The sequence below is a fragment of the Streptomyces sp. NPDC093064 genome, assembly GCF_044754605.1.
GTDB lineage: Bacteria > Actinomycetota > Actinomycetes > Streptomycetales > Streptomycetaceae > Streptomyces.
Map to the genome: position 1 here is coordinate 1 of NZ_JBIVPK010000056.1, position 21,724 is coordinate 21,724.

The 21,724-nt window shown below is 67.4% G+C and carries 21 protein-coding genes and 6 pseudogenes; 18 read left to right on the forward strand and 9 right to left on the reverse strand.

The features are described from left to right. Positions 1-124 precede the first annotated feature (124 nt). Entirely contained in the window at positions 125-1,579 is a 1,455-nt protein-coding gene (gene ltrA / locus ACIQFZ_RS36865) for a group II intron reverse transcriptase/maturase (RefSeq protein WP_402693272.1), read from the forward strand. 499 nt (positions 1,580-2,078) lie between these two features. Here ltrA and ACIQFZ_RS36870 read toward each other — a convergent pair whose 3' ends face one another. Further along, positions 2,079-2,864 carry a Ku protein gene (locus ACIQFZ_RS36870; RefSeq protein WP_402693273.1) on the reverse strand — a complete coding sequence of 262 codons (786 nt, stop codon included), beginning with the start codon at positions 2,862-2,864 and terminating at the stop codon, positions 2,079-2,081. A 662-nt stretch (positions 2,865-3,526) separates the two neighbouring features. Beyond that, positions 3,527-3,940, reverse strand: a complete 414-nt coding sequence (locus ACIQFZ_RS36875; RefSeq protein WP_402693274.1) for a hypothetical protein — start codon at positions 3,938-3,940, stop codon at positions 3,527-3,529. A gap of 319 nt (positions 3,941-4,259) precedes the next feature. Between ACIQFZ_RS36875 and ACIQFZ_RS36880 the strand changes: the two genes are divergently transcribed. From ACIQFZ_RS36880 to ACIQFZ_RS36895, 4 genes are all read left to right on the forward strand, one after another. Further along, positions 4,260-4,682, forward strand: a complete 423-nt coding sequence (locus ACIQFZ_RS36880; RefSeq protein WP_402693275.1) for a DUF6069 family protein — start codon at positions 4,260-4,262, stop codon at positions 4,680-4,682. A gap of 108 nt (positions 4,683-4,790) precedes the next feature. Further along, positions 4,791-5,453, forward strand: a complete 663-nt coding sequence (locus tag ACIQFZ_RS36885) for an ArsR/SmtB family transcription factor (protein WP_402693276.1) — start codon at positions 4,791-4,793, stop codon at positions 5,451-5,453. Then, entirely contained in the window at positions 5,450-6,196 is a 747-nt protein-coding gene (locus ACIQFZ_RS36890) for an SRPBCC domain-containing protein (protein WP_402693277.1), read from the forward strand. Before ACIQFZ_RS36885 ends, ACIQFZ_RS36890 begins: the two co-directional genes overlap by 4 nt. 184 nt (positions 6,197-6,380) lie before the next feature. Then, positions 6,381-6,953, forward strand: coding sequence for a dihydrofolate reductase family protein (locus tag ACIQFZ_RS36895; RefSeq protein ID WP_402693278.1), 573 nt, complete (start codon positions 6,381-6,383; stop codon positions 6,951-6,953). Between the two features lie 11 nt (positions 6,954-6,964). Here the strand turns inward: ACIQFZ_RS36895 and ACIQFZ_RS36900 are convergent, their stop codons facing one another. Beyond that, positions 6,965-7,177, reverse strand: coding sequence for a hypothetical protein (locus ACIQFZ_RS36900; protein WP_402693279.1), 213 nt, complete (start codon positions 7,175-7,177; stop codon positions 6,965-6,967). 124 nt (positions 7,178-7,301) lie between these two features. Here ACIQFZ_RS36900 and ACIQFZ_RS36905 point away from each other — a divergent pair. Continuing rightward, a pseudogene (locus ACIQFZ_RS36905) lies at positions 7,302-8,068 on the forward strand (IS6 family transposase). Positions 8,069-9,033: 965 nt separating this feature from the next. Here the strand turns inward: ACIQFZ_RS36905 and ACIQFZ_RS36910 are convergent. Next, positions 9,034-9,327 (reverse strand): transposase family protein, encoded by a 294-nt coding sequence (locus ACIQFZ_RS36910; protein WP_402693280.1) that lies wholly within the window; start codon positions 9,325-9,327, stop codon positions 9,034-9,036. A 667-nt stretch (positions 9,328-9,994) separates the two neighbouring features. Between ACIQFZ_RS36910 and ACIQFZ_RS36915 the strand changes: the two are divergent. From ACIQFZ_RS36915 to ACIQFZ_RS36950, 8 genes and pseudogenes are all read left to right on the forward strand, one after another. Continuing rightward, positions 9,995-10,165: pseudogene (locus tag ACIQFZ_RS36915) on the forward strand (transglycosylase SLT domain-containing protein); the annotation flags it as partial. Positions 10,166-10,305: 140 nt separating this feature from the next. Then, positions 10,306-10,728, forward strand: coding sequence for a hypothetical protein (locus tag ACIQFZ_RS36920; protein ID WP_402693281.1), 423 nt, complete (start codon positions 10,306-10,308; stop codon positions 10,726-10,728). 67 nt (positions 10,729-10,795) lie between these two features. Continuing rightward, a complete protein-coding gene (locus ACIQFZ_RS36925) occupies positions 10,796-11,542 on the forward strand; it encodes an ABC transporter ATP-binding protein (protein ID WP_402693282.1) in 747 nt (248 codons plus the stop codon). Continuing rightward, positions 11,539-12,789: a hypothetical protein gene (locus ACIQFZ_RS36930; protein ID WP_402693283.1), complete on the forward strand. Its 1,251-nt coding sequence runs from the start codon at positions 11,539-11,541 to the stop codon at positions 12,787-12,789. Before ACIQFZ_RS36925 ends, ACIQFZ_RS36930 begins: the two co-directional genes overlap by 4 nt. A 17-nt stretch (positions 12,790-12,806) precedes the next feature. After that, complete coding sequence (locus ACIQFZ_RS36935) at positions 12,807-13,343, forward strand: hypothetical protein (RefSeq protein WP_402693284.1); 537 nt, start codon at positions 12,807-12,809, stop codon at positions 13,341-13,343. 359 nt (positions 13,344-13,702) lie between these two features. Then, the gene (locus ACIQFZ_RS36940) at positions 13,703-14,044 is read left to right on the forward strand and encodes a transposase (protein WP_402693285.1); all 342 of its coding nucleotides are present in this window, start codon (positions 13,703-13,705) and stop codon (positions 14,042-14,044) included. 115 nt (positions 14,045-14,159) lie between these two features. Continuing rightward, positions 14,160-14,600, forward strand: a complete 441-nt coding sequence (locus tag ACIQFZ_RS36945) for a hypothetical protein (RefSeq protein WP_402693286.1) — start codon at positions 14,160-14,162, stop codon at positions 14,598-14,600. A gap of 56 nt (positions 14,601-14,656) precedes the next feature. Continuing rightward, positions 14,657-14,890 (forward strand): annotated as a pseudogene (locus ACIQFZ_RS36950) (replication initiator); the annotation flags it as partial. Positions 14,891-15,012: 122 nt separating this feature from the next. Here the strand turns inward: ACIQFZ_RS36950 and ACIQFZ_RS36955 are convergent. Continuing rightward, a complete protein-coding gene (locus tag ACIQFZ_RS36955; RefSeq protein ID WP_402693287.1) occupies positions 15,013-16,065 on the reverse strand; it encodes a hypothetical protein in 1,053 nt (350 codons plus the stop codon). A 205-nt stretch (positions 16,066-16,270) separates the two neighbouring features. Here ACIQFZ_RS36955 and ACIQFZ_RS36960 point away from each other — a divergent pair, with 205 nt between their 5' ends. Further along, entirely contained in the window at positions 16,271-16,471 is a 201-nt protein-coding gene (locus ACIQFZ_RS36960) for a hypothetical protein (protein WP_402693288.1), read from the forward strand. Positions 16,472-16,832: 361 nt separating this feature from the next. After that, complete coding sequence (locus tag ACIQFZ_RS36965; RefSeq protein ID WP_402693289.1) at positions 16,833-17,447, forward strand: hypothetical protein; 615 nt, start codon at positions 16,833-16,835, stop codon at positions 17,445-17,447. A gap of 163 nt (positions 17,448-17,610) precedes the next feature. Here ACIQFZ_RS36965 and ACIQFZ_RS36970 read toward each other — a convergent pair whose 3' ends face one another. Continuing rightward, on the reverse strand, positions 17,611-17,955 hold the full coding sequence (locus tag ACIQFZ_RS36970; protein WP_402693290.1) for a hypothetical protein: 345 nt from the start codon (positions 17,953-17,955) through the stop codon (positions 17,611-17,613). 317 nt (positions 17,956-18,272) lie between these two features. On the opposite strand from ACIQFZ_RS36970, the pseudogene ACIQFZ_RS36975 reads away from it, so the two are divergent. After that, positions 18,273-19,076 (forward strand): annotated as a pseudogene (locus ACIQFZ_RS36975) (transposase); the annotation flags it as partial. Between the two features lie 21 nt (positions 19,077-19,097). Here ACIQFZ_RS36975 and ACIQFZ_RS36980 read toward each other — a convergent pair. The 3 genes and pseudogenes from ACIQFZ_RS36980 to ACIQFZ_RS36990 all read right to left on the reverse strand — a co-directional run. Then, positions 19,098-19,304: pseudogene (locus tag ACIQFZ_RS36980) on the reverse strand (IS5/IS1182 family transposase); the annotation flags it as partial. A gap of 7 nt (positions 19,305-19,311) precedes the next feature. Continuing rightward, positions 19,312-19,632: pseudogene (locus tag ACIQFZ_RS36985) on the reverse strand (SDR family NAD(P)-dependent oxidoreductase); the annotation flags it as partial. Positions 19,633-19,750: 118 nt separating this feature from the next. Beyond that, positions 19,751-20,785, reverse strand: coding sequence for a hypothetical protein (locus tag ACIQFZ_RS36990; RefSeq protein WP_388733953.1), 1,035 nt, complete (start codon positions 20,783-20,785; stop codon positions 19,751-19,753). A gap of 82 nt (positions 20,786-20,867) precedes the next feature. Between ACIQFZ_RS36990 and ACIQFZ_RS36995 the strand changes: the two genes are divergently transcribed. Then, positions 20,868-21,488 carry a TetR/AcrR family transcriptional regulator gene (locus ACIQFZ_RS36995; protein WP_402693291.1) on the forward strand — a complete coding sequence of 207 codons (621 nt, stop codon included), beginning with the start codon at positions 20,868-20,870 and terminating at the stop codon, positions 21,486-21,488. Positions 21,489-21,724 lie beyond the last annotated feature (236 nt).

A 21,724-nucleotide genomic window follows, 5' to 3' on the forward strand; every position in this document is an offset into this window, starting at 1 on the left:
GGGCTGGGCGCATCGACCGCTGATCGGTCCGGGACGGGGCGGAGCCGCCGTAGTACTCCGAGACCGGGAGAGCCGGCCACATGGGGAAGGGCGGCAGCGGTTTCGAGAAGGGAAGGACGCTGCAATGCCGGAAGATGCCCCGCCGAATGGCGGAGCTCCGGGCCCTCGGGCCCGGGTACTGGAGATGCAGACCAAGCTTCACCGGTGGACGGTGGCCGATCCCGGCCGCCGGTTCGATGACCTGTTCAACTTCGTGCACGACCCGGCAACGTTGCTTGTTGCGTTCGACCGGGTTGCGGCCAACCGGGGAGCCCGGACTCCCGGCGTCGACGGCCTGACCGCCACCGACGTCGAGGAGTCCATCGGTGCTCCCGGGTTCCTGAACGACCTGCGAGCTGCCCTCAAGGACGGGTCGTTCCGTCCTCTGCCGGTGCGGGAACGCATGATTCCCAAGCCGGGAGGCTCGGGGAAGGTCCGCAAGCTCGGGATTCCGACGATCGCGGACCGGGTCGTTCAGGCGGCGCTCAAGCTGGTGCTGGAACCGATCTTCGAGGCCGACTTCAAGCCGGTCTCTTTCGGGTTCCGGCCCCGACGGCGGGCCCAGGACGCGATCGCCGAGATCCACTATTTCGGCACCCGGGGATACCGCTGGGTGCTGGATGCGGACATCGAGGCGTGCTTCGACTCGATCGACCACGCGGCCCTGATGGACCGAGTGCGTCAACGGGTGAAGGACAAACGTGTCCTGGCACTGGTCAAAGCCTTCCTCAAGGCCGGGGTCCTCACGGAACTCGGCGAGAGCAAGGAGACGCTGACCGGCACCCCGCAAGGCGGCATCCTGTCCCCGCTGCTGGCGAACATCGCCCTGTCGGCGCTCGACGAGCACCTGCACGGGCCATGGGAACCGGGCGGGACGATGGCCACCGAAGGCAAACGCGCCTACCGGCGCCGCAAAGGTCAACCCACGTGGCGGGTCGTCCGCTACGCGGACGACTTCGTCGTCCTGGTGCACGGCACCGAGGCCGACACCGCGGCACTGCGCGAGGAAGTCGCCGACGTGCTCGAACCCCTTGGTCTGCGTCTGTCGCAGGCCAAGACCCGGATCACGCACATGAGCGACGGTTTCGACTTCCTGGGCTTCCGCATCCAGTGGAAACGCAAAGGAGGCACGAACACATGGCACGTCTACACCTTCATCTCGAACCGGCCCATCCGGTCTTTGAAGGCGAAGATTCGTGCTCTGACAGGCAGGACATCGCAGCAGGAGCTTGCCGCCGTGCTGATCAGACTCACTCAGATCATGCGCGGTTGGGCCAACTACTTCAAGCACGCGGTCGCCAAGCATGTCTTCACGAAGCTTGACGCCTTCGTGTGGTGGCGCTTGATCCGCATGCTGCGGGAACGTCACCACTGGAGTTGGGGCGACGTCCGTCGCCGGTTCACCACCCCCACCGGGCGGTGGCTACCGATCGCGGCAGACGGGATCGAACTGTTCCAGATCGCATCGGTCACGGTCAGTCGTTACCGATACCGGGCCAGTACGATCTCCAACCCGTGGCAGCCTGCGAACCCCGTCTGACGGCAGAGACCGTGGAGAGCCCGTTGCGTTGAGAGGCGCACGGCGGGTTCGGCGAGAGGTCCGGAGAAACGGACCGGGAGCAATCCCGGCACCGCGCTCCGGGCCTACTCAGCGACGCGGCCACGCTGAGTGATCCGTCGTCGCCTTCGAATATTCGAGAGCGACGGAGTGCAGGTGGCTCGTATGATCGCGAGCGGGATCGGGCTCGTAGCGCAGTGGTTGTCGCGCCTTCACCGCATGTGGGAGGACGCCGGTTCGAATCCGGTCGGCCCCATCCCACCTCTTGCCTGGCAGCGGCCGGTTGCTTCCGAATGCCACACAGGGGTCCAAGCAGAGCCCTTGAATGGCCACTCAATACTGACCGCATCGCGCTGCTTGCTTTGCCCGGCGATGTCCACGAGAACTCGTTCTGCCGCGAGTCTGCGACGCGGTCGCTCTTCTGTCACGCCAACGGGACCCGTTTGCGGAGAAGTTGGAAGCCAGCCCGGCCAAACGACGATTATGGCCGATGCCGTGCCGATGGACGCTTGTATACCCGCTCGGCAGCCCGGACGCTCTCCTGCAGTGCTGCCATCAGGTCCAGCGCCGGGGTAGGCTCCGCCGGCTCGACGAGCTCACCGTCGGTGATCTTTGCGTCCACGAGCTGCTCCAGGGCGTGGGCGTAGTCGTCGTGCACCTCGCGCACGTTGATGCCGGTGAGGTCCCGGATCAGCACCTCGGCCAGTTCCAGCTCCCGGTCGGTGACCGGCGTGGAGGGTGCGAGGTCTCCTGGGTCGCGCAGCTCGTCCTGCCACAGGAGAGTCTGGAGGATGAGTATGCCGTGGCGGGGGCGGAGCAGCGCCAGGCGCTCTCGGCTGCGCAGGGCGAGTTTGGAGACGGCGACGTTGCCGGTGCGGGCGAGTGCCTCGACGAGCAGGGCGTACGGGCGGTCGGCGTCCGGTCCGGGACCCGCGTAGTACGGCCGTCCGAAACTGATCGGGTCGATGTCTTCGAAGGGAACGAAGCCCAGCACGTCGATGGTCCGCTTTGTGGGCAGGGGCAGGTGTGCGAGGTCTTCCTCCGTGAGGGGCACCATGCGCCCGTCTGCCAGGGCAAAGCCCCTGCCGACTTGTTCGTGGGGGATCTCCCGGTTCTCGGCCTTGCAGAAGCGGCGGTGCTCGACGCGGCTGCCGTCGGCGATATGGATCTCGTGGAGGCGCACGGGATGCTCCACCGTGGCCGCGTACAGCCTGATCGGCAGAGCGACCAACCCGAACTGGATCATCCCGGACCACACGGCCTTCATGCATCCAGAGTCATGCGCCGGCAGGTGGTGCGCATCCCGGTCGCGGGCCGCCCCTACAGCGGCGGGGTGTTTGGGCTCGCTGGCCCTGGAATGCAAGGCCAACTACCGCTACGCATGGCCAGCTCCAAGCATGCACAGACGGTGACCTAGACCTTGCTCGCCTTGCTGTCCAGGCAGGGACGGCGGCCCCTGCCCAGGGCGCTGCATGCAGGGGCCGTCCATCGCCCTGCGGTCCTGTCACAGCGCAAGGCACTACGACGCTAAAACCCCAGCACCCAACCCCGCCCGCTCGGCGCGTCGACAGGGTGAACGAGTCCCCTCCCATCCGCCTCACAGCCATCTTCGCCACCCGCGGCGGCGCCCAGTGGTCCTGGTCGCCGGCGGCGGTCCGCATCAAGATTTTTGTCGCGGCCCTCGCTCAGGGCGTCAGGCGGGTCGGAGGCACGAAACGGGAGTACCAGGGGCACGAAACGGGAGTACCAGGGGCGCGGAAGGTCTTATTACCGGGGGCCAGCAAGGACAGCGGCCCTACCCGATCGGGCAGTGAGTCCGACGGTCGGCTCATCAGACCGCCCGCTCAGGATCCGCACGTGGCACACACCTTCGAAGAACTCGTGAAGAGACAGCACGCAGCAGACGCAGCGCAGGCGCAGGTCGAGCAGCTACGCGACCAGTACGGGCCGCCCGCCCGCGAGCCGTGGAGCGAGCAGCAAGGCACCCAGCCGGTCGGGAAGGGGGCGCAGCAGGGCCCGCTGCGCGGCCTCGGCGACCGACCGCACCTGGGCCAGCTCCTCGCTATGCCGGTCCCGCAGGAAGCAGACGAACACGGCGAAGACCGACAGGAACGCAAGTCCGATGAGCTGCGCGACGTGGTTCTCGTTGAAGCCGGCCTGGACCGTGGCGATGAGGGCCTGCGCTCCCACGGCCAGCGCCCCGACCAGTGCGGTCAGCCGGTAGCCGGCGAACGAGGTGGTGATGGCAGGAGCCACGACGAGCAGCGGGCCGAGATGAACGGTCTGCGGGGCACGCATGTCCGCCAGGGTGATCGCCACGATCAACACAAGAGGAATCGCCACCAGCGCATGACGCGAGCGCCAAGGCTGCCAAACACGGGCAAAGTGTCGCCCAAAGCGCATCCCTCCAATATGCACCATCCGTCCGGAAACCGACCGCCTCCCCGATGCACCCCGCCGTCAGCCCCGTCAGACCGGGTGCGCCCGGCACGATCAGCCGGACCATCCCCGTACCTGGGGGATCGCCGACCCCATCCGACGATTTTTCTTGTCTTGACAGATTTATTTTTCGGCTGGATGCTGGAGTGGTTCGCGACGCCGCCGTGGTCGAAGAATCCGCAGCGGCCGACGCAAGCGCCCGCCCTTCGACACGGAGACTGACGTGTCTGGACCTACTTCGATCGCCCCTGACGCCGGGCCGGTCACGACCACCCATCACGCTCTGTGGTTGCCAGGACTCGCATTCGCCGCAGGAGGCGCGGTCGCCGCGACAGTGGTTGCCGCTGCGGCAGACGCCGCTGGCGTGTCGCTTGAGATCGCCGGCGAGCGAATTCCACTGCTGGGCTTCACGCAGCTCGCGTTCGTGTTCTCGGTCGTGGGCGTCGCGCTGGCAGCCGCCTTCCGGCGGTGGTCAGGTCGGCCCGCTCGGGCGTTCGTCCGGACGGCCGTCGCGCTGGTGGCGGTGTCTCTTCTGCCCGACCTCCTGGCTCCCGATACTGACGCCGCCACGCGGGTGACACTGATCGTCACCCACATCGTGGTCGCTGCCCTCGTCATTCCGGGGCTCCGCTCCCGCCTGCGATAGCTGCCGCGCGTATCTCGGAAGGTGCCGCCGCAGTCGCCTCGACCTCGACCGCAGCCCGGCTCACTGTGCCGGCGGGACAAATTTTCTTTTCGACTGGAAGGTGAAGTGGTGCTGGACGTTGCTGTGATCGAAGAATCCGCCGCGGCCGAGGCGTCCCTGGACCCGATACGGTCCCGGATCCTCGCCGCCCTGGCCGAGCCCGGCTCGGCCACCATGCTGGCCGTCCGCCTGGGGCTGCCCCGGCAGAAGGTCAACTACCACCTGAAGGAGCTGGAACGGCACGCTCTGGTCGAGCTCGCTGAGGAACGGCGCAAGGGCAACGTCACCGAACGTGTGTACCGCGCGACTGCCGCCTCCTACGTGATCTCCCCGAGCGCCCTGGCCGCTGTCAGCCCGGACCCGTCCCGGTCCCCGGACCAGCTTTCCGCCCGCTGGCTGGTGGCACTGGGGGCCCGGCTGGTGCAGGAGGTCGGCGCGCTGCTGAGCGGAGCCGCCCGGGCCCGCAAGCGGGTCGCTTCCTTCGGCATCGACGCGGAAGTGCGTTTCGCCTCCGCGGCCGACCGGACCGCTTTCGCCGACGAGCTGGCTCAGGCGGTAGCGGCCCTGGTCAGCCGTTACCACGACGAGTCCGCCCCCGAGGGTCGGAGCCACCGGGTGATCGTCGGCCTCCATCAGATCCCCGATGCGCAGCCGGGCACCCCGGACAGCCGGAGCGAACCGCAGCAGGATCCCGGACGCGAACCCGAAGCACGACAGGAGAACCCTCGATGACGCACCACTTCGAGATCGAGCAGGAGACGACCCTGCCTGCGAGCCCGGAGCAGGTCTGGGACGCGATCGCCACCGGGCCCGGGATCGAGTCGTGGTTCATGGGCCGCAACGAGGTCGAGCCGCGTGAGGGCGGCACCGCCGCCATGGACATCGGCGGCAACCGGGAGGAGTCGGTGGTCACCGCCTACGAACCCGGCAGACGCTTCGCCACCCGCACGGCCACCGCCGAGGACGGCCGGTTCATGGCCTTCGAGTACCTCATCGAGGGGCGCGAGGGCGGCAGTACGGTCCTGCGCATCGTCCAGAGCGGCGTACTCGGAGACGACTGGCAGGACGAGTACGACGCACTGCGCCAAGGCTGGCCCTTCCATCTCCACACACTCCGCGAATACCTGGCGCACTTTCCGGGGCGTGCCGGCGTCCCCGTCTTCGCCATGGCTCCCACGGGTGAGCAGCCCGCGCGGGAGGTGCGGGCGGCCCTCACTCGCGGGCTGTCGCTGCCGGACACGGTCGCCGTCGGCGGGTGGGCGCACGCCGAGCCGGCTGGCCTGCCGCCGCTGGACGGTGAAGTGACCTGGTCGGACGACGAGCGCATCGAGGTCCGAACCGACGACGGGCTCTACACCTTCCACCACTTCCCCGGCGTGGCGCTGATGTTCCACCACCTCTTCGGCCCGGACACCGACGGCGCCGACACCGCATGGCAGCAGTGGCTGACCGGCCTCCTCGCCGGACACCCCTGACACGCGTCTCGGCGCGCGGAAACACAGGCGGGCATCCGCGTCCGCCCCAGAACTCCGGATCAGCCGCTGCCCACCGCGGGCTCCGGCCCCCCACCCTCGGTGCGGCGATCCGCCGTGCACACGGCCGAAGCGCGCACCGAGCAGTCACCCCACACCCATCCCGAAACACCGAGGAAGCTTCATCATGCGCACTGTGATCAGCACGGCCTTCATCTCGCTCGACGGCGTTGTGGAGGGTCCAGGTGGCGAGCCCGGCTACCGGAACTCCGGATGGACCTTCAAGGAGGTCGAGTTCGTCCCCGAGGCATTTGAGATCAAGGAGCGGGAGCAGCAGGAGTCCACCGCGATCCTGATGGGCCGGGTCAGCTACGAGGCGTTCAGCCCGGTGTGGCCGGACATGGCGGAGTTCGCGCACTACAAGACGATGCCGAAATACGTCGTCTCTACCACCCTCACCGAGGACAAGCTCGTCTCCAACTGGGGCGAGACGACCATCCTGCATTCCCTGGACGAGGTCGCCGCCCTCAAGGAGACCGACGGGGGCCCGATCATCGTCCACGGCAGCGCCTCGCTGAACCGCAGCCTCTCGGACGCCGGCCTCATCGACCGCTACCACCTGCTCGTCTTCCCGCTGCTGCTCGGCGCTGGCAAGCCCCTGTTCAGCACCACGGACAAGGACACCCAGAAGCTGAAGCTCATCGAGCACGAGGTCTACAGCAACGGCCTGCAGAAGCAGGTCTTCGACGTCGTCCGCTGAGGACGCTCCGGTCATCCAGGCGTCGTCGTCCGGGCTTTCCTCGGCGGCGGCGCCTGGATCGCACAGCGGGCGCAGGCCGCCGCCGGGGCCGACCCGACGCCCTTGAAGACCTCGTTGCGGGGGTGCAGGCTGCACGCCCACGCGAGCGCGACGTCCTGGCCGCCGACCTGTGTGAAGGCGGTGGCGTCGATGTTCGGCCAGCGTCCGTACTGCTCAGCGGGCATAGCCGTTGTCACTCGGCGAATGGTGGTCAGGCCGCTGTGCTGAAACCGGCGGCGGGCAGATGGAGATCGTCCGGCTGCGGGCGCGGGAAGTCGAACTCGCCGGGAGGCACTGTCACGTTGGCAAATGGCGTGGGAGGATCTTCGAGTTGATCACGGTGGAGGGGGTTCGTCCGTGGGGAGCGCGTCGCCGTCGTACAAGGGGCACCGGTACCCGGTCGAGGTCATCTCCCACTGTGTGTGGCTGTACTTCCGCTTCCCGCTCAGCTTCCGCGAGGTCGAGGAGCTGATGCTCCAGCGCGGCGTCATCGTCTCTACGAGACCATCCGCCGCTGGTCCGCCAAGTTCGGCCAGACCTACGCGAACGGACTGCGCCGCCGTCGGCCCCGGCCCGGGGACAAGTGGCACTTGGACGAGGTCTTCGTGAAGATCAACGGGGAGCGGAAGTACCTGTGGCGGGCCGTCGACCAAGACGGCAACGTGCTCGACATCCTCCTGCAGAGCCGCCGGGACAAGGCCGCCGCCAGACGCTTCTTCCGCCGCCTGATGCAGAAGACCCGGGCGGTGCCCAGGGTGATCGTCACCGACAAGCTCCGTTCCTACGGCGCCGCCCACCGCGAGGTCATGCCCTCGGTCGAGCACCACTCACACAAGGGCCTCAACAACCGGGCCGAGAACAGCCACCAGCCCACCCGCCAGCGCGAACGCGCGATGAAGGGCTTCCGCTCCGTCGGTGCAGCCCAGCGGTTCCTGTCCGCGTTCAGCGGCATCTCACCCCACTTCCGGCCCCGCCGCCACCTGATGACAGCCCCCGACCACCGAGCCGAGATGACTGTCCGTTTCGCCATCTGGGACCAGATCACCGGCGCTGCCGACCGGTCCACCACAGCCTGACCCAGGCCCGAAGCGCAAGCCCACCACGCCCCGACGGCGCCATCAGACACTCACACACCCAACAACGTGACAGCGCCTCCTGCCCCTATGGGAAGCCGAAACCCTCCAACCGCCAGCTGCCGCCCCTGACCCGACGCCCGGCGAACCGGAGCTGACAAGGGAACCTGCGCAGATTCCCTCTGGCTGAACTTCCGCCACCACGGCAGCGGCGCGCTGAGCGGCGCGGCCCTCGAGGAGCTCATCCGCGAGCTGATCGTGCAGGGCGCCCACGAGGGCCTGGCGGCCGCACGAGCCCGTAGTGAATGGATCGGCCGACCGCCATGACGGAGGAACAGATCCGCCATGCCCGCGGCCTACTGACCGATCCCTTCGGACTCTCCTGTCGGCTCCGGGCTGTCGGACCCGGGACGGGCGCTCTGCCCTCGAGCCCTTCCGGAGCGCAGGCACTGCCCGGGACAGGAACCGGAGGAGAGATCGCCGCTCCGCCCGCCGGACGTAACCGACTGCGGCGGTCGGCGAAACGAGGAGCGCCCCGGGTGTGCCTTCATGACGCGCTGCCCACAGGTGACCAGCGCTTTCACACTTCGCGTCGCTGCTACGTCGACGTACACGTCGGCGGGGCACCAGCCCGGGCACAAAGGCGTGACGCCGGCAGTCGCAGGGAGACAAGGAAAAACAGACGGTGACCCAGTCGGTTGAGAGTTCGGGCTCGTTCCCGGCGAGGCGGAGCAAGATTCCCAGCCTGCGCCAGGCGATCGGCCGTGCTCGACGCGGATGCGTCGCGAGGAGTGCGCCTTGCGCTGTCGCTCGTGCATCTCCTCGTACCGGCCCGGGGCGTTCTTCTTAAACTTGCGGTGCGGTGGCGTCACCACGCGCCCGCCGGTCTGGGCACCCAGGCCCTGGTAGCCGGCATCCGCGAAGATCTCGACTGGCGGACCGCCCTCCAGGAGCCTGACCAGCCCTAACTAGCGGGCATGGGTGATGTCCGCGCAGCTGCCGTGCTGAGTCGGGCTGCAGAAGAGCAGCCGGCCGTCGTCATCCGTGACGACCATGGTCTTGACCGCGTTCTGCTTGCTCTTGCCGGAGATGAACTCGTCCCGGTCTTTGCGCCCGATAGCCGGGCGCCTGACTCGGATCTCGGTTCCGTCGATGATGCCGGTCTTCCCGCTGGCGCCGAGATGGTCGACGACCTCGGCGAGGGACCGCAGCCGCACTCCGGGGCTGATGGTGCAGCCTCGCTCGGCGAGCAGGGGCCGCACCTCGCCGATGGCACGGGTGATGGTGGAGCGGTTGACGCGGAACCATCAGGCCAGCACGTCGTGCGTGGTGGCGTGGCGGAGATGCACGAGCGTGGCCAGGAGCTGGTCGACGACCATTAGCTGATGCTTCGCGCCCGCGCCCACGGCTCGCTTCCTTGGCCTGGATGTGAGCTTGGCCTGGTGTCGTTCGTGCCACAACGGGTTTACCTCGGATAGCGATCACATCGGCCGACAGGCCCGTGATCCTCCGGTCGCCGATGATCGGTGCACGAGACGCGTTCCCCACCACACGACCATGATCGACGATCGAGAACTCGACGTCTCACCGCCTACCGTGCACGAGCTCGCTGGACCACCTGCGCAGACAGGAGAAGGAGTTGGAGGAGGATCTGGCCGGCCGCGGGTGCACGAGCGGCTGGCTGCCGGGGAAGCGGTCCTGGTTGCGGTGGAGCGCTGGCAGTCTCTGCCCACGTGCCCGCCGGTGGCCTCGCCCTCTGTGACGCCGCCCTTCTCCGGCGCGGGCGAGAAGGGCTCGCTGGTCGGTCGGATCGCGCTGCTGCTGGCCCAGGATCCGGAGCGGACCTGGAGTCCCGCGCAGGTGTGCAATGCTCTCAACGCGCCGGCCGGCAGCAACAAGTCCACCTCCGTGAGCGACCTGGTGAAGGCCGGTGCGGTCCCCGCCCACTACGAGCGGATCATCAACGCGTGGGGCAACGATTGCGACGCGATCACCCCGAGCGTCCTCGCCGCGCAGATGCAGCAGGAATCCGGGTTCAACCCGAAGGCGGCCTCGTCTGCCAGCGCGCAGGGCATCGCGCAGTTCATGCCTGCCACATGGGAACTCCCGTGGTTGCTGAGCTGAGTCTGCTCAGCAACCACGGATGAGATCGACATCACATGATCATTACTATTTACTCACCATGACCACGCACGATTTGATCTTGTCGTCAACCTCAACCTCCCCTAGCGGAAGGGAATTTGATCGCCACCTCAACCATGGCGCGCACAGGCAAGCGCGCTGTGATCGTCGGAATGGCGGCAGCGGCAGTTGTCGGCGCCCTCGCGATGCCCGCTCAGGCATCATCCTGGTCCAGCAGCCTCACCAATGCCGGGGCTGACTTCGAGTCACGTCGCTGGACCGACACCGGCGGATCCACGACGATCAAGTTCACCAGCTGCTCATCGGCCGGAACACAAGCCGTCGGCGTGACGCTGCGCAAGGACGTCTTCGGGCCCGACCCGACGTACGCTATTGCGAACTTCACCAACTGCTTCAACTCCGGCGCCACATCAAGCGGCACGTGGGACGACCACGGCAGTGGCGACTACTACTTCGTCGTCAACTACGCGACCAGCACTTACGCAACCGTCTCGGTCAAGTCGCTCACCGTCTACTACTGATCAGTAGTTCTCCGGGCCCCCGCCGCACAGCGTGCCGCGGGGGCCCCGGCATACAGAAAGGCCCTTCATGCCTATCACCTTCCGCGAGTGCACCTTCCGCTACCGGGGAGGTGACGACGTCATCCAGAGCCTCGATCTGGCTTTCGCCTCCGGAGCCACCGTTCTCCTCGGACCCAATGGAGCAGGCAAGAGCACACTGCTGTCGCTCGGGGCGAGCGCACTGCGCCCACGGTCCGGAGACGTGACCTTCAACGGCCTGAGCCCGTGGAACCGCAAGCAGTCCGCGGCTTACCGCGCAGCAGTGGCATGGCTCCCGCAGAAGCCGTCATTTCTCTCAGGGATGACCTGCCGTCAGCACGTCACCTACGCGGGTTGGCTCAAGGGCATGACACAGCGCGACGCATCGAGCGCGTCCGGCGAGGCACTGGAACGTGTAGGCCTTGCTAAGCAAGCGGACCGGAAGGTCAGCGATCTGTCCGGCGGGCAGCAGCAGCGTGTCGCAATTGCTCAGGCCCTCGTCCACCGCGCCAAGGTCCTCCTCCTTGACGAACCCACCGTAGGACTCGACCCGAAACAGCGCAGATCGTTCCTCCAGCTCATCGCATCACTGCGGAACGAAACACATGTGATCGTCTCCACCCATGACATCGCCGACATCAGTGAAGCCTTCAGCGATGCCGTAGTACTTCATGGGGGAAAGGTCCTGTTCAGCGGACCCGTTACTTCGTTCCTCGCCCATTCGGGCACCCAGATCCACTCAGAACGCGCCGCGGAAGACGCCTACACCGCTATCCTCGAAGGAGGATCCAGGTGATCATCTGGCATCAGCTGCGGCGTTCGGCGGCCCCTTGGGTCATCCTGCCGGCCGCCCTGTTCGTAAACCTGTACATGCAGAGTGTGGTATTCACCGTCCCATCACACTACGGAATCGAGTCGGGCGAGAGCACGATCTATGCACTGGCCACCATCGCCCCGGCCATCGCCGCATGCGCCGCATGGGACTCGGGGCGCATACGGACCGTACGCCACATGCTGACCACATCCTCGCGGTCACGATGGTCGCTGCTCCTGTTCATCGGCACTCCCATCGCCGCACTGGAAGCTGCACTTCTCGTGCTCGCCGTCGCCCTGGCACGGATCAACACCGGAGTACTTCCCTCCGGTGCCGGATGGACCGCACTGGCACACGTGGTCATCGTCCCTGCCGAGTGGGCCGTGATCGGCTGGTACGTCGGCGGGCGTCTCCCCAGAAGTATTGCCGCACCAGCAGCAGCAGCCCTGTGCTGGACCTGGCTGACGATGCCACATGCAATGTCCAACGCATGGCTGAGGCACCTCGGCGGGTTCATCGACGGAACATCCACCATCACCGATGTCCACCGGCCCGAGATCTATTTCGTGCCATGGATCTTCACAGGCTGTCTTATAGCCGTCACATGGCTCCTCACCCGTACCGGCTCCCGCCGTATCTTCCTCCCCGCCGGCGCAGGTGCCGCCGCCGCAGCACTCCTCGCCGGACACGCCGCAGTCAGCGGATGGGGCTACGGCAACCCGGGAACCGTCCGTGCCGTTCAGTCCGTGTGTTCCGGAACCGCCCCGCAGATCTGCGTTCCACCGGAGTACCGTTCCTACATTCCGCAGATCCGCCACAGCACCCAAGGCCCGCTCAGTGCGCTGGCCGCCGCCGGCGTCACACAGCCGAAGCGTATGGAGATCCTGTCGCCGTCAGCGAAGCCCGCACCGGGCGTATGGCGGCTGCACTGGTCACTTCCTGCCGTTCACCCGCAAGCCGAATACCACACGGCCGCCGATGACATGGCAGTATCGGCCGTCGAGGGGACCGCGGCCCAGCATGGAAAGCAGTCGTGCGGAGGCCCGTCCGCTCCAGGACTTGTATGGGCCACCGCCGTTGCAGGCAACAAGGATGAGGTGCGCAAGGAAACCGATCCGCAGTTGTGGGGCCTGGTAGGTCCTGTCCTCGATGAGCCAGTGAAGCAGCAGTCCGCCTGGTTCACGCAGCAGGTCCTCAACCATGCCTGCACAGTGGAGGGGGCGCGTTGAGGCTATATGTGACAGCAGTGCGGAAGTGGTGGACCGCAGCTGCAGCGATCATCCTGATGGCAGTGGTATGCCAGCTTTCGGGAACGAGCAGTATCGAGCTGCCCGCTCTCAACGGCAGTGGCGTCACGCCCTTGGCTTACTTCACTCCGCTGCTGGTGTCTTCCGCGGTCCTGTACTGTCTCAACCGACGTGCCGATCACATCGAGCGAACCGCTGTAGTGGCCCTGGCCGTGATCGATGCGGCATCCGTAGCGTCCGTATTCGTCCTGTGTCTGGCAGCTGGTTTCGTGACAGGCTTCGACACCGCCCGCAACGTACTGCTGCTGACCTGCATCGGCCTTCTGATCGCCCAGGTGGGCAACAGCGCATCAGGTATCGCCACGGGCATGATGCTGCTGATCGCTAGCATCGTCGCGGGACGTGGCCCGGCGGGAAGCCACGCCTGGTGGGCTGTGGTCCTGTATCCGTCGAGCAGTGTCCCTGCGTGGTCCCTGACTGCGGTACTGCTGGCAGCCGCAGGCATCCGTTCCGTCAAGGCCTCCGGGAAACCGTAGCCTTCCGTCCGGGGCCGACCGGAGCCGTGATGGGCGAGACTTGGCGTCCTGGTGCCGTGTCGTCCCATGAGGGGGCGCCGATGTATTCCGGTGACCAGGGGCGATGAGCGGTTGGCCGGGGCTGGATTCCACACTATGAGTGATCATCTTCCGATCCCGCGGCCGGACTTCGCCCGTTCTGGGGGGCTGGCCGCTCGCGCATGACCGTTCCGCTCCGGGGTCAGACTTCGTCGGATGGCATCCCGCTGTGTGGTGTAGGGGGTCTCCCGGTTGAGTGCGCGGGTTTTGCTCCCTCGGGTGCACCGTCTGCCGGTGACTGCTCCCTGCTCAAGTGGCAGGCCACCGTGCAACTGTCCCGGATGAACGAGCAGTTCGCCCCCAGGGGGTGCACGGTGACCTTGTCCCAGCATGACCTACTTCGCCTGCTTGAGTCACTACGTTCGGCAGATGGGCTTGAACTCGTTCACGAGGTTGCCGAGCGTCTGCTGCAGGAACTGATCGAGGCGGAGGCGACTGCGAAGATCGGCGCCGAGTGGGGCGAGCACACCGACACCCGCACCACCTGGCGCAACGGCCACCGGGAGAAGACGGTGACCACGCAGGCCGGTCTTGATGATCTCCAGCAGACCGGCGTGACTTGGTGCAGCCACTCCGGTGTAGCACGCGGGGGCGCTGACGTCACGAAATCATCACACCGCTAGGTGCAGGCCTTGGCGGCTGAAACAGTACGCGCATGTGATCACTGACGACTGTGGGGACGGCCGTGAGCACTGGTTTATCCGGAGCCGCGTCCAACGGCCAAGAAGGGGGTACGGCGTGACAGGTCAGAGCAGCGCCCGTCGCCGCTGTGTGGCGGCTGTTTCGGCCAGCCCGTGGCTCGTCGCGGCAGCGGCTACGTCCTTGTTGGCTGCCGGTTGCGGCATGTTGGGCGATCCGGTCAAGGAACGTTGGGCGTCCAGAACCGAGTTCTCAAGTTGTGGCGAAGTGAGCTTGGATCAGGGTGAAGAAATAAAGCAGACGGCGGTGCGGGAAATCGCCTGCCTGCGGGGGGCCCTCAAGAGTGGCGAGAGCGCAGAACTGAAGGTGACTCACCCCACTGTCGAGGGTGATCCGATTCGCGAGTACTACCGGTTGACGCCGCAAGGCAGGCTTGAGGTGTACACGGACAGTACGGACGACCACTTCTCGGACCGGAAGTGGTCGTTCGTTGAGTGCTACACGCCGGAATGGTTGGTTGAGATTTCCTGCGATCAGTGACCAGGTCAACTGCCGGTCATCGTCTCGACTGCGCAGAGGGGCGACCTGCCGACCGTCGCGCGGGCCTGGCCGGTGACGACCGCCGCGACATCCCCGCCACCGTCCGCGATCACCCGCGTGTCTTCGCCACCCTCACCGCGCCCTCGTTCGGCCCGGTCCACAATCGGCCCGACCATGGCACCTGCCGCTGCGGCACCCGCCACGCCCCGGACGCCCCGGAACTGGGCACCGCCCTCGACCCGGCCACCTACGACTACGCGGGCGCGGTCCTGTTCAACAACCACGCCGGAGCGGACCTCCTGAACGGCGGTGATGCACTGACCGCTTGAGCCCGCCGTCTATTGCCAGACAGCCAGAGCTTGGCGGAGGCCCGCGCCCGGGGCGTGATGCCAACGCCCCCTCGATCAACGCGCTAGGGCTGGGCCAGACTCAGGAAGAGCGCATCGATCTTCGCGTGGTCCGCGACCAGCGGGAGTGTGTCGAAGTACAGCTCCCACTCACCGCCGGGGCCGAAGCGCTCCACGATCCCGAACGGGATATCCTTGCCCTTCTCGCCCAGAGCGGGGCAGGTGACCGTGCCGTGCCACTCCACATACGTCGTGCTCCTGCCGAAAGCGGCCTGGCCGGCCTTGAGTCGGACGTCCGCCGTGTCGAAGAACCGCTGGAGATAGGCCCGCTTGCCGGCCTCCGTGCTCAGCGGCGTGGCCAGTCCCGGGCCCGCCAGCCGGGCGCCCTTCATGCGGGTGAGCAGGGCGTCGACGTCTTCGCCGTTCCAGGCCGCCAGGCGGGCCGGTATCTCCCCTGCCCGGAAGCGCTCGTGCGCCGGGCCACCGGAGCGGGTGGACGCACCGGCACTGTCCGCGATGCCCTCGAACAGGCCCTTGGGCGCCAGCTCCGGGACGGTGTCCCGGAACAGCGCGTAACGGTCGTAGTAACGCCGGGCCTGGAGCGTCTTCCCGTCGTCGCCGAGCACATTGCGGGCGATCTGCGGGTAGGCCACCGTACGGCCCTTCAACGTGATCTCGTTCCACTGGCCGAACATCATCGTGCTGCCGTTGGCCACCACGTCTGTGCCCCGGTAGCGCAGGTCCGGCGCCAGCTGCAGCGAGCGCGTGATGGAGGTGCCGATCACGTCGTGGCCGCGCTGCGGGTTGGCACCCGCCTCCCAGAGGGTGGCGTCTGCGTCGAAGATGTCGAGGTAGGCCTTCACCCGGGGGTGGTTCGGATCGCCGATGGCGGGCGAAGTGCCCGTGGGGATCTCACCGAACGCGATCTGCCGCTTCATGAACGCACAGGCGTTCGGGGTGATCTGGCCCTCCAGCCGCTCGACCTTCGCGCGCACCTCAGGGCAGTCGCCCAGAGGGGCGGACTCCGCACCGTCCGGCAGCGCTGCCGCAGAGGTCGCCACCCCCGCGACCACCACCGCTACAACCGCCCCGACCAGACCACGCCGACCCGTAGACATGCCCCACCCCTTCACTTGGCGCCCGCCGCGACCTGCTGCCGCTCGGTTGCGATCAACATGCCTTGCTGCTGGCAGGAGGGCGATTACCTCCCGGGTAAGCCCTGAAGCGGTGCAGGAGCAAGAAGGCCTGACCTGACCGGCCAGCGGCGCGGGCTTCGTGAGCAGCCCAAGACGGTAAGCCGCCGACGTGTGCACAGTCCCGCGCATGAACATCATCAGAACCGGAATGCTCTGCGCTCTCTGCCACACGGCCACCAAGGAATTGGTGTACCTGGTCCTCAGCGCCCAGTCCCCCGTCCCGCAACGAGAAATGATGAACGACCGCTGGTGCCCTGCCGGCTGCCACCTGATCCACCGCGTGCAGTGGAAGGAGGGGATGCCGCCACTCCACAGCAGCGACGCCTGACGACGTCGTGCGAATGCTGCACGACCAATCCTGTCGCACGCGTCCCTGGCTTCGTTCACTTCAAGCAGCAGCGTTTCTCTGCCGGCTTGGACGGCACTTGGCGATCTCGAGGCTCATGAATGTGTATGAGAAATGACGTCACTGCCTGAACTTGGTGGCGGACAGGCTGTTCTCCGGCCACGAGCCCTCGACGAAGGGGGCCAGGCACGACGAGACCCGTGCTGTACGTCGACGATCAGGTCTCGTCCGGCTGTCCTGTCTCACTGAAGTTTGGTCACGTAGGGAAGTTTGAGCGAGTACCCCCACCCACATGAGTATGCGTACTCACGTGCAGGGGGAGGCTTGATCGGAGACTGTGTGCATGACACGAATCCCTGCCTTGACCAGCACGTTCGCCCACTCCTCGCGCCGCCCGCGGCTCACCCTCATGATAACCGCCCTTGCTGCGCTGACACTTGGCGCGTGCGGCACCGAGAAGACGAACGCCGTCGGAGGCCAGCCCGACGCGGCCTTCACGGCGATGCTGGACAAGATCGCGCAGTCCTGTCCCCCGAGCGCCCCGCCAGAGGCGCCGCCGACCGGTCCGGCGGAGACACTGCTGTCCGGTTCGGTGGAGACACCGCCGAGCGACGCGATCGAGCCCATCGCCCCCACGGCGGGGCCGGAAGTGGAGTTGAACGCTCGCGACTGGTGCGCGAGCTCCCTTCATGAAGAGCGCATCGCCCAGGCGCTGTGGGATCTAGTGGAACCCACCCCCACCAAGGTCAGGGCGACCCTGAACGACCTCGGCTATGTCGACGAGCGCATCCACGACCTCAAGCAGTCCGGTGCGACCACGCGGTTCTTCCTCGACCTGCGTGACAAGGGTGGACGACTCTGCTTGGAAGGCTCGGCAGCCGGCGACAAGACCGTCGTCGACGAGTGCGTAGCCCCCGCGACCGGCCCGTTCACGGCTGGAGAGCAGCCGTGGCACTGATCAAGGCCATGACCCACGGCGACCTCACCGGCCCCGAGTTCACCGACCGTTACACCGAGGCGCCACACGCGGTGATCGAGGCCAAGCAGGAAGAGCGCCAGTTGCCGGAGGTCCCGGAGCTGGCGGGCGTAGCCCGGCAGCGCGGCCAAGAACATGCCGCGGTTCAGTCCCTCGACGGTGCCCTTGAGGTGGGGGTATACGCGGGCAGGTCCTCCACCGTCACGTCCAGGAGATCGAACGCGACAGTCACCGTCCTGGAAAGGAAGTCCTTGCCCCGGTCCACCCGCACTTTCTCCGGCAGGCCGCCGAGCGGGCCGTAGGGGTCCGCGCGCAGGACCGCGGAGCGCAGCGCGGCCAGCACCGACTCCCGCGACGGATCCCCTGGCGTGATGGCCACACCCGTGACCGCGTTCGTCGCGCAGTCGGTGAACCACGTGATCCACGCCCTGCGGGCCGTGCCGTCGACATCGACCAGCACCGGAGCCTGGACATGGTCGGTCTCCCACACCTGGTTACGCCAGGGGCGCGGCCGGGCCAGGAACACATCATGCTTGCGCGCAGCCCGCTCCCCACCCGCAAGCCCCGCCCGCTCCCCTGGCGTCAGATCACGGCGGATCGCCCGGTGCAGCGTCGGGATTGACGGCGGAGACTCGCCCTCTCCCCTGGCCGCACGAGCGGCCAACTCACGGTGGACAACAGCAAACTTCCCCTTCCACAGCCCGAGCAGAGCCCGGATCTCCGGGGTGACCGTGAACCGCCCGTAATAGCGGGCCCGCTCCCCCGGCGCCCGGGCCGCGGACTCATCCTGTTCAGCGGCGGCCAACCACCACCGCCGCCAACAAGCTCACCTCGCACCTGCGCGAGTACTTCCCCGGCTTCCTGGCCGCCGTCGGGGTGCGCCGCGAGGGCGTCTGCCACCCCATCGCCCGTGTCCTGCTGGCGGCCGCTCCCACCCCCGGCCAGGCCGCCCGGCTGACCCGCGCCCAGCTGCGGTCGCTGTTGAAGAGGGCCGGCCGCAAGAACACCATCGACGCCGAGGCAGAGCGCCTCCAGACCATGCTGCGCGCGCCGCAGATGCGCCAGCTCCCGCTGGTCGAAGAGGCCATGGGCCGCCAGACCCTCGCGCTGCTTCGGCAGCTGGACGCCGCCTGCACCAGCGCCGACGACCTGGCCCAAGCCGCGATGGAGTCTTTTGAGAAGCACCCGGACGCCGAGATCATCACCGGCTTCCCAGGGCTCAGCGCGCTCAGCGGCGCCCGGGTGTTCGCCGAGATCGGCGACGACCGATCCCGCTTCGCCGACGCGAAAAGCCTCAAGGCTTACGCCGGTCCAGCCCCGATCACCAGGGCCTCCGGCAAGAGCGTGGCCGTCCTGGCCCGCCGGGTCAAGAACCAACGGCTGGCCGGCGTCGGTTACGTGTGGGCCTTTGCAGCCATGGCCCACTCAGACGGTGCCAGAGCCCACTACGACCGTCGCCGCGAGGCCGGAGACCGGCACACCGCCGCCCAGCGCAACCTCTTCAACCGCATGCTCGGCTGCCTCCACCACTGCCTCACCCACCGTCTCCACTACAGCGAAGCAGTCGCGTTCCCCGCCCCACCAGACACTCAACTCGCTGAGGTCGCTTGACAGTTCTTTCGCATCGGATGTCTTCTTGCCCGCGTCCGTCCCCTGACTCGCAGCGAGGACGCTGGGGGAGGTCTTTACGCTCTGTGCGTCGATCACGCAGGCCGACGGGCTCGCCCTCCGTCCCTCCTTCTGACGCACCAGCTCCCGCAGCAGGCCGTTGAGCTGGACGAACACGCCGTCCTTCTGCCATTTGGCGAAGTAGCCGTAGACGGTTTCCCAGGGCGCGTTGGTGTCAGGGGCCGCAGGTTGATCCCGCGGCATTGACGAGGATGTCGGGCTCCCCGAATGCCTCGGCTTGCCTCCTCGGCCGCTGCGCGCAGGCCGTCGCGAGTACTCAGGTCGGCGCTCGCCCAGGCCGCCCAGCAGCCGTAGGCCGCCAGCTCGCCGACCGTCGCGGCCAACTCCGCCTTCTTGCGTGCCACGACCACGACGCTCGCTCCTGCGCGTGCGAGGGCCCCGGCGATGGCTCGGGCGATGCCGGAACTGCCGCCGGGTCACCATGGCGACCCGGCTGTCCCAGCGAGAACAGTTCGGAGGGATATGCCTGCGGGGTCACGCCCGCACCCTAGGCGGCGTGCCCACGAGCAGCAGTGTTGCAAGCGCGGAGGCAGACGCCCTCGAAGCCATCGTGAAGATCACCACTTGTCTTGGACGCAACCCGCGCGGACGTCGCGCTAGACGCGGAAGATGTGCACCACATGAGGGGTGTCCGCGAGGGTGTGTGGGGCCAGGGCGTGGTACGCCCAGACGTGGACCCAGGCGTTGCCCGTGCGCAGGGTGAGCACCGCCTTCATCATGCCTGGGGCGAAATAGGTGAGAAGCAGGAAGGCCCCCGACAGCAGCGCGTCTTCGAGCGAGCCGAACCGCGTCCAGGCGTCCCACAGGTGGAAGGCGGCGTAGGCGAGGCCGCCCGCGACCACGGTGGCGGCGGTCGAGCCGGTGAGCTTGAGCACGCGGGGGAGCAGGATCGCGTAGATGAAGATCATGGCGGGGAGCACCGCACCGGCGAGGTAGAGCGTGAAGGTGAGTGGCAGGCCCACGAGCAGTCGGCGGCCGCCCAGTTCGAGGGTCTCGGGTTCGAGTACCAGGAACTGCACCGTCGACTCGACGACCAGAACGATGGCGACCAGGACGGTGTCGGCCCGGCGGTCGGTTGAGCGCAGGAAGAGCTGTTCGGCGGTATAGCGACGGCGGAAGTACAGCAGAGGTACGAGGGCGTACACGATCACGTTGTAGAGCGCCCAGGTGACAGCCTCGGTCGGGGTGACGTGTTCATGGGTGCCGTAGAGCGTGCCGGCGAGGTGGAAGCCGAAGGGGTGCCAGCCGAGTGAGCGGGCGAGGACGTATCCGAAGGCGAGTCCGGCCGCTCCGTAGGCCAGCAGCAGGAGGGTCTCGCGCAGCGCCTGGGCGCGCTCGGGAGTTCGGGCGGCGAGGTCGGGCCGGGGCCGTCGGCGAGTGAGCAGACCGACGAGGGCGATCAGCAGCAGAACCTCGACGAGACCGACGTTGGCTTCCAGGAGGTGGTCCGCGGTCTTCTGCCCGGTGCTGGATGCCCAGGTGAAGGGCAATCGGTCTCCCGCGACGGCGACGACGAGCGCGTTGACGGCCAGCCAGCCGAGGGTGGCTGCCCATAGGGCCCGTGAACGCAGCAAGGGCTTGCAGTGGGCCGAGTCGGATTCAGGGTCGGTGGTGGGGCGGGTGAGCTGCATGGGAGCCTCCGCGATTTATTTAGCACGACCGTGCCATGAAGCGTTGGAGTCGAATGTAGCACGACTGTGCTATAAAAGGTTCATGCCCAAGGTGGTCGATCCCCGGATCCGTCGCAGAGAGCTGGCTGAAGCGGTATGGCGGGTGGTCCGGCGCGACGGCCTGGAGCACGCCTCGGTCCGCAACGTGGCCCGGGAGGCAAGACTCTCGATGGGCTCACTGAGGCACTACTTCGCGAGCCAGTCCGAGCTGATGACCTTCGCACTGCGGATGGTCATCGACGGGATCGAGCAGCGGATCGCGGCAGTGCCCTCGGACGGCGACCTGCGGCAGCGTGCCGCGCGTGTACTCGCGGAACTGCTGCCGCTGGACGACCAGCGGCGAGCGGAGAACGAGGTGTGGCTGGCCTTCACCGCCCGCGCCATGACGGACCCTGAGCTGCGGGCCCTGCGCGACGAGGGGTACGACATGCTCCGCGCGGGCTGCCGTGGTCTCGTGGCCGGCCTCATCGGTCCCGGCCGCGACCCGGAGCGGGAGGCCGCCCGACTGCACGCCCTGCTGGACGGGCTCGCCGTGCACGCCGCCATGCGCCCGGACGTCAACACCCCGGACGCGCTGCACGCCGTCATCGCCGATCACCTGGCCGAGCTGCGAGCTCCACGGACCACTGACCCGACGACGCCATCCTGGACGAGTCTTTACTGAATACGATCAGTGGTCGAAGGCGGTCAGTGAGCGGCTGACCGCCTGGCCCGTCCGGAAGTTGTGCCCGCGGCGGCCGGCGTCAGGACGCGCTGGGCAACCCGGCCCTGGAGTCCTAGCTCGGACCCCAGGGAGCAAGTGACCGGTCAGTAGGTTCTTCTGGTCACTCGCCGAGGGTATTCGGGGCCGAGTAGTTCCCGTACAGGATTTGGCGCTGAGATCGATCATGGGCTGACCTG

Bases quoted from the DNA above. Each gene is read 5' to 3' on its own strand.
- ltrA (WP_402693272.1), top strand. From the start codon at position 125: ATGCCGGAAGATGCCCCGCCGAATGGCGGAGCTCCGGGCCCTCGGGCC.
- ACIQFZ_RS36870 (WP_402693273.1), bottom strand. From the start codon at position 2,864: ATGAAGGCCGTGTGGTCCGGGATGATCCAGTTCGGGTTGGTCGCTCTG.
- ACIQFZ_RS36890 (WP_402693277.1), top strand. From the start codon at position 5,450: ATGACGCACCACTTCGAGATCGAGCAGGAGACGACCCTGCCTGCGAGC.
- ACIQFZ_RS36895 (WP_402693278.1), top strand. From the start codon at position 6,381: ATGCGCACTGTGATCAGCACGGCCTTCATCTCGCTCGACGGCGTTGTG.
- ACIQFZ_RS36900 (WP_402693279.1), bottom strand. From the start codon at position 7,177: ATGCCCGCTGAGCAGTACGGACGCTGGCCGAACATCGACGCCACCGCC.
- ACIQFZ_RS36925 (WP_402693282.1), top strand. From the start codon at position 10,796: ATGCCTATCACCTTCCGCGAGTGCACCTTCCGCTACCGGGGAGGTGAC.
- ACIQFZ_RS36940 (WP_402693285.1), top strand. From the start codon at position 13,703: ATGAACGAGCAGTTCGCCCCCAGGGGGTGCACGGTGACCTTGTCCCAG.
- ACIQFZ_RS36955 (WP_402693287.1), bottom strand. From the start codon at position 16,065: ATGTCTACGGGTCGGCGTGGTCTGGTCGGGGCGGTTGTAGCGGTGGTG.
- ACIQFZ_RS36960 (WP_402693288.1), top strand. From the start codon at position 16,271: ATGAACATCATCAGAACCGGAATGCTCTGCGCTCTCTGCCACACGGCC.
- ACIQFZ_RS36965 (WP_402693289.1), top strand. From the start codon at position 16,833: ATGACACGAATCCCTGCCTTGACCAGCACGTTCGCCCACTCCTCGCGC.
- ACIQFZ_RS36990 (WP_388733953.1), bottom strand. From the start codon at position 20,785: ATGCAGCTCACCCGCCCCACCACCGACCCTGAATCCGACTCGGCCCAC.
- ACIQFZ_RS36995 (WP_402693291.1), top strand. From the start codon at position 20,868: ATGCCCAAGGTGGTCGATCCCCGGATCCGTCGCAGAGAGCTGGCTGAA.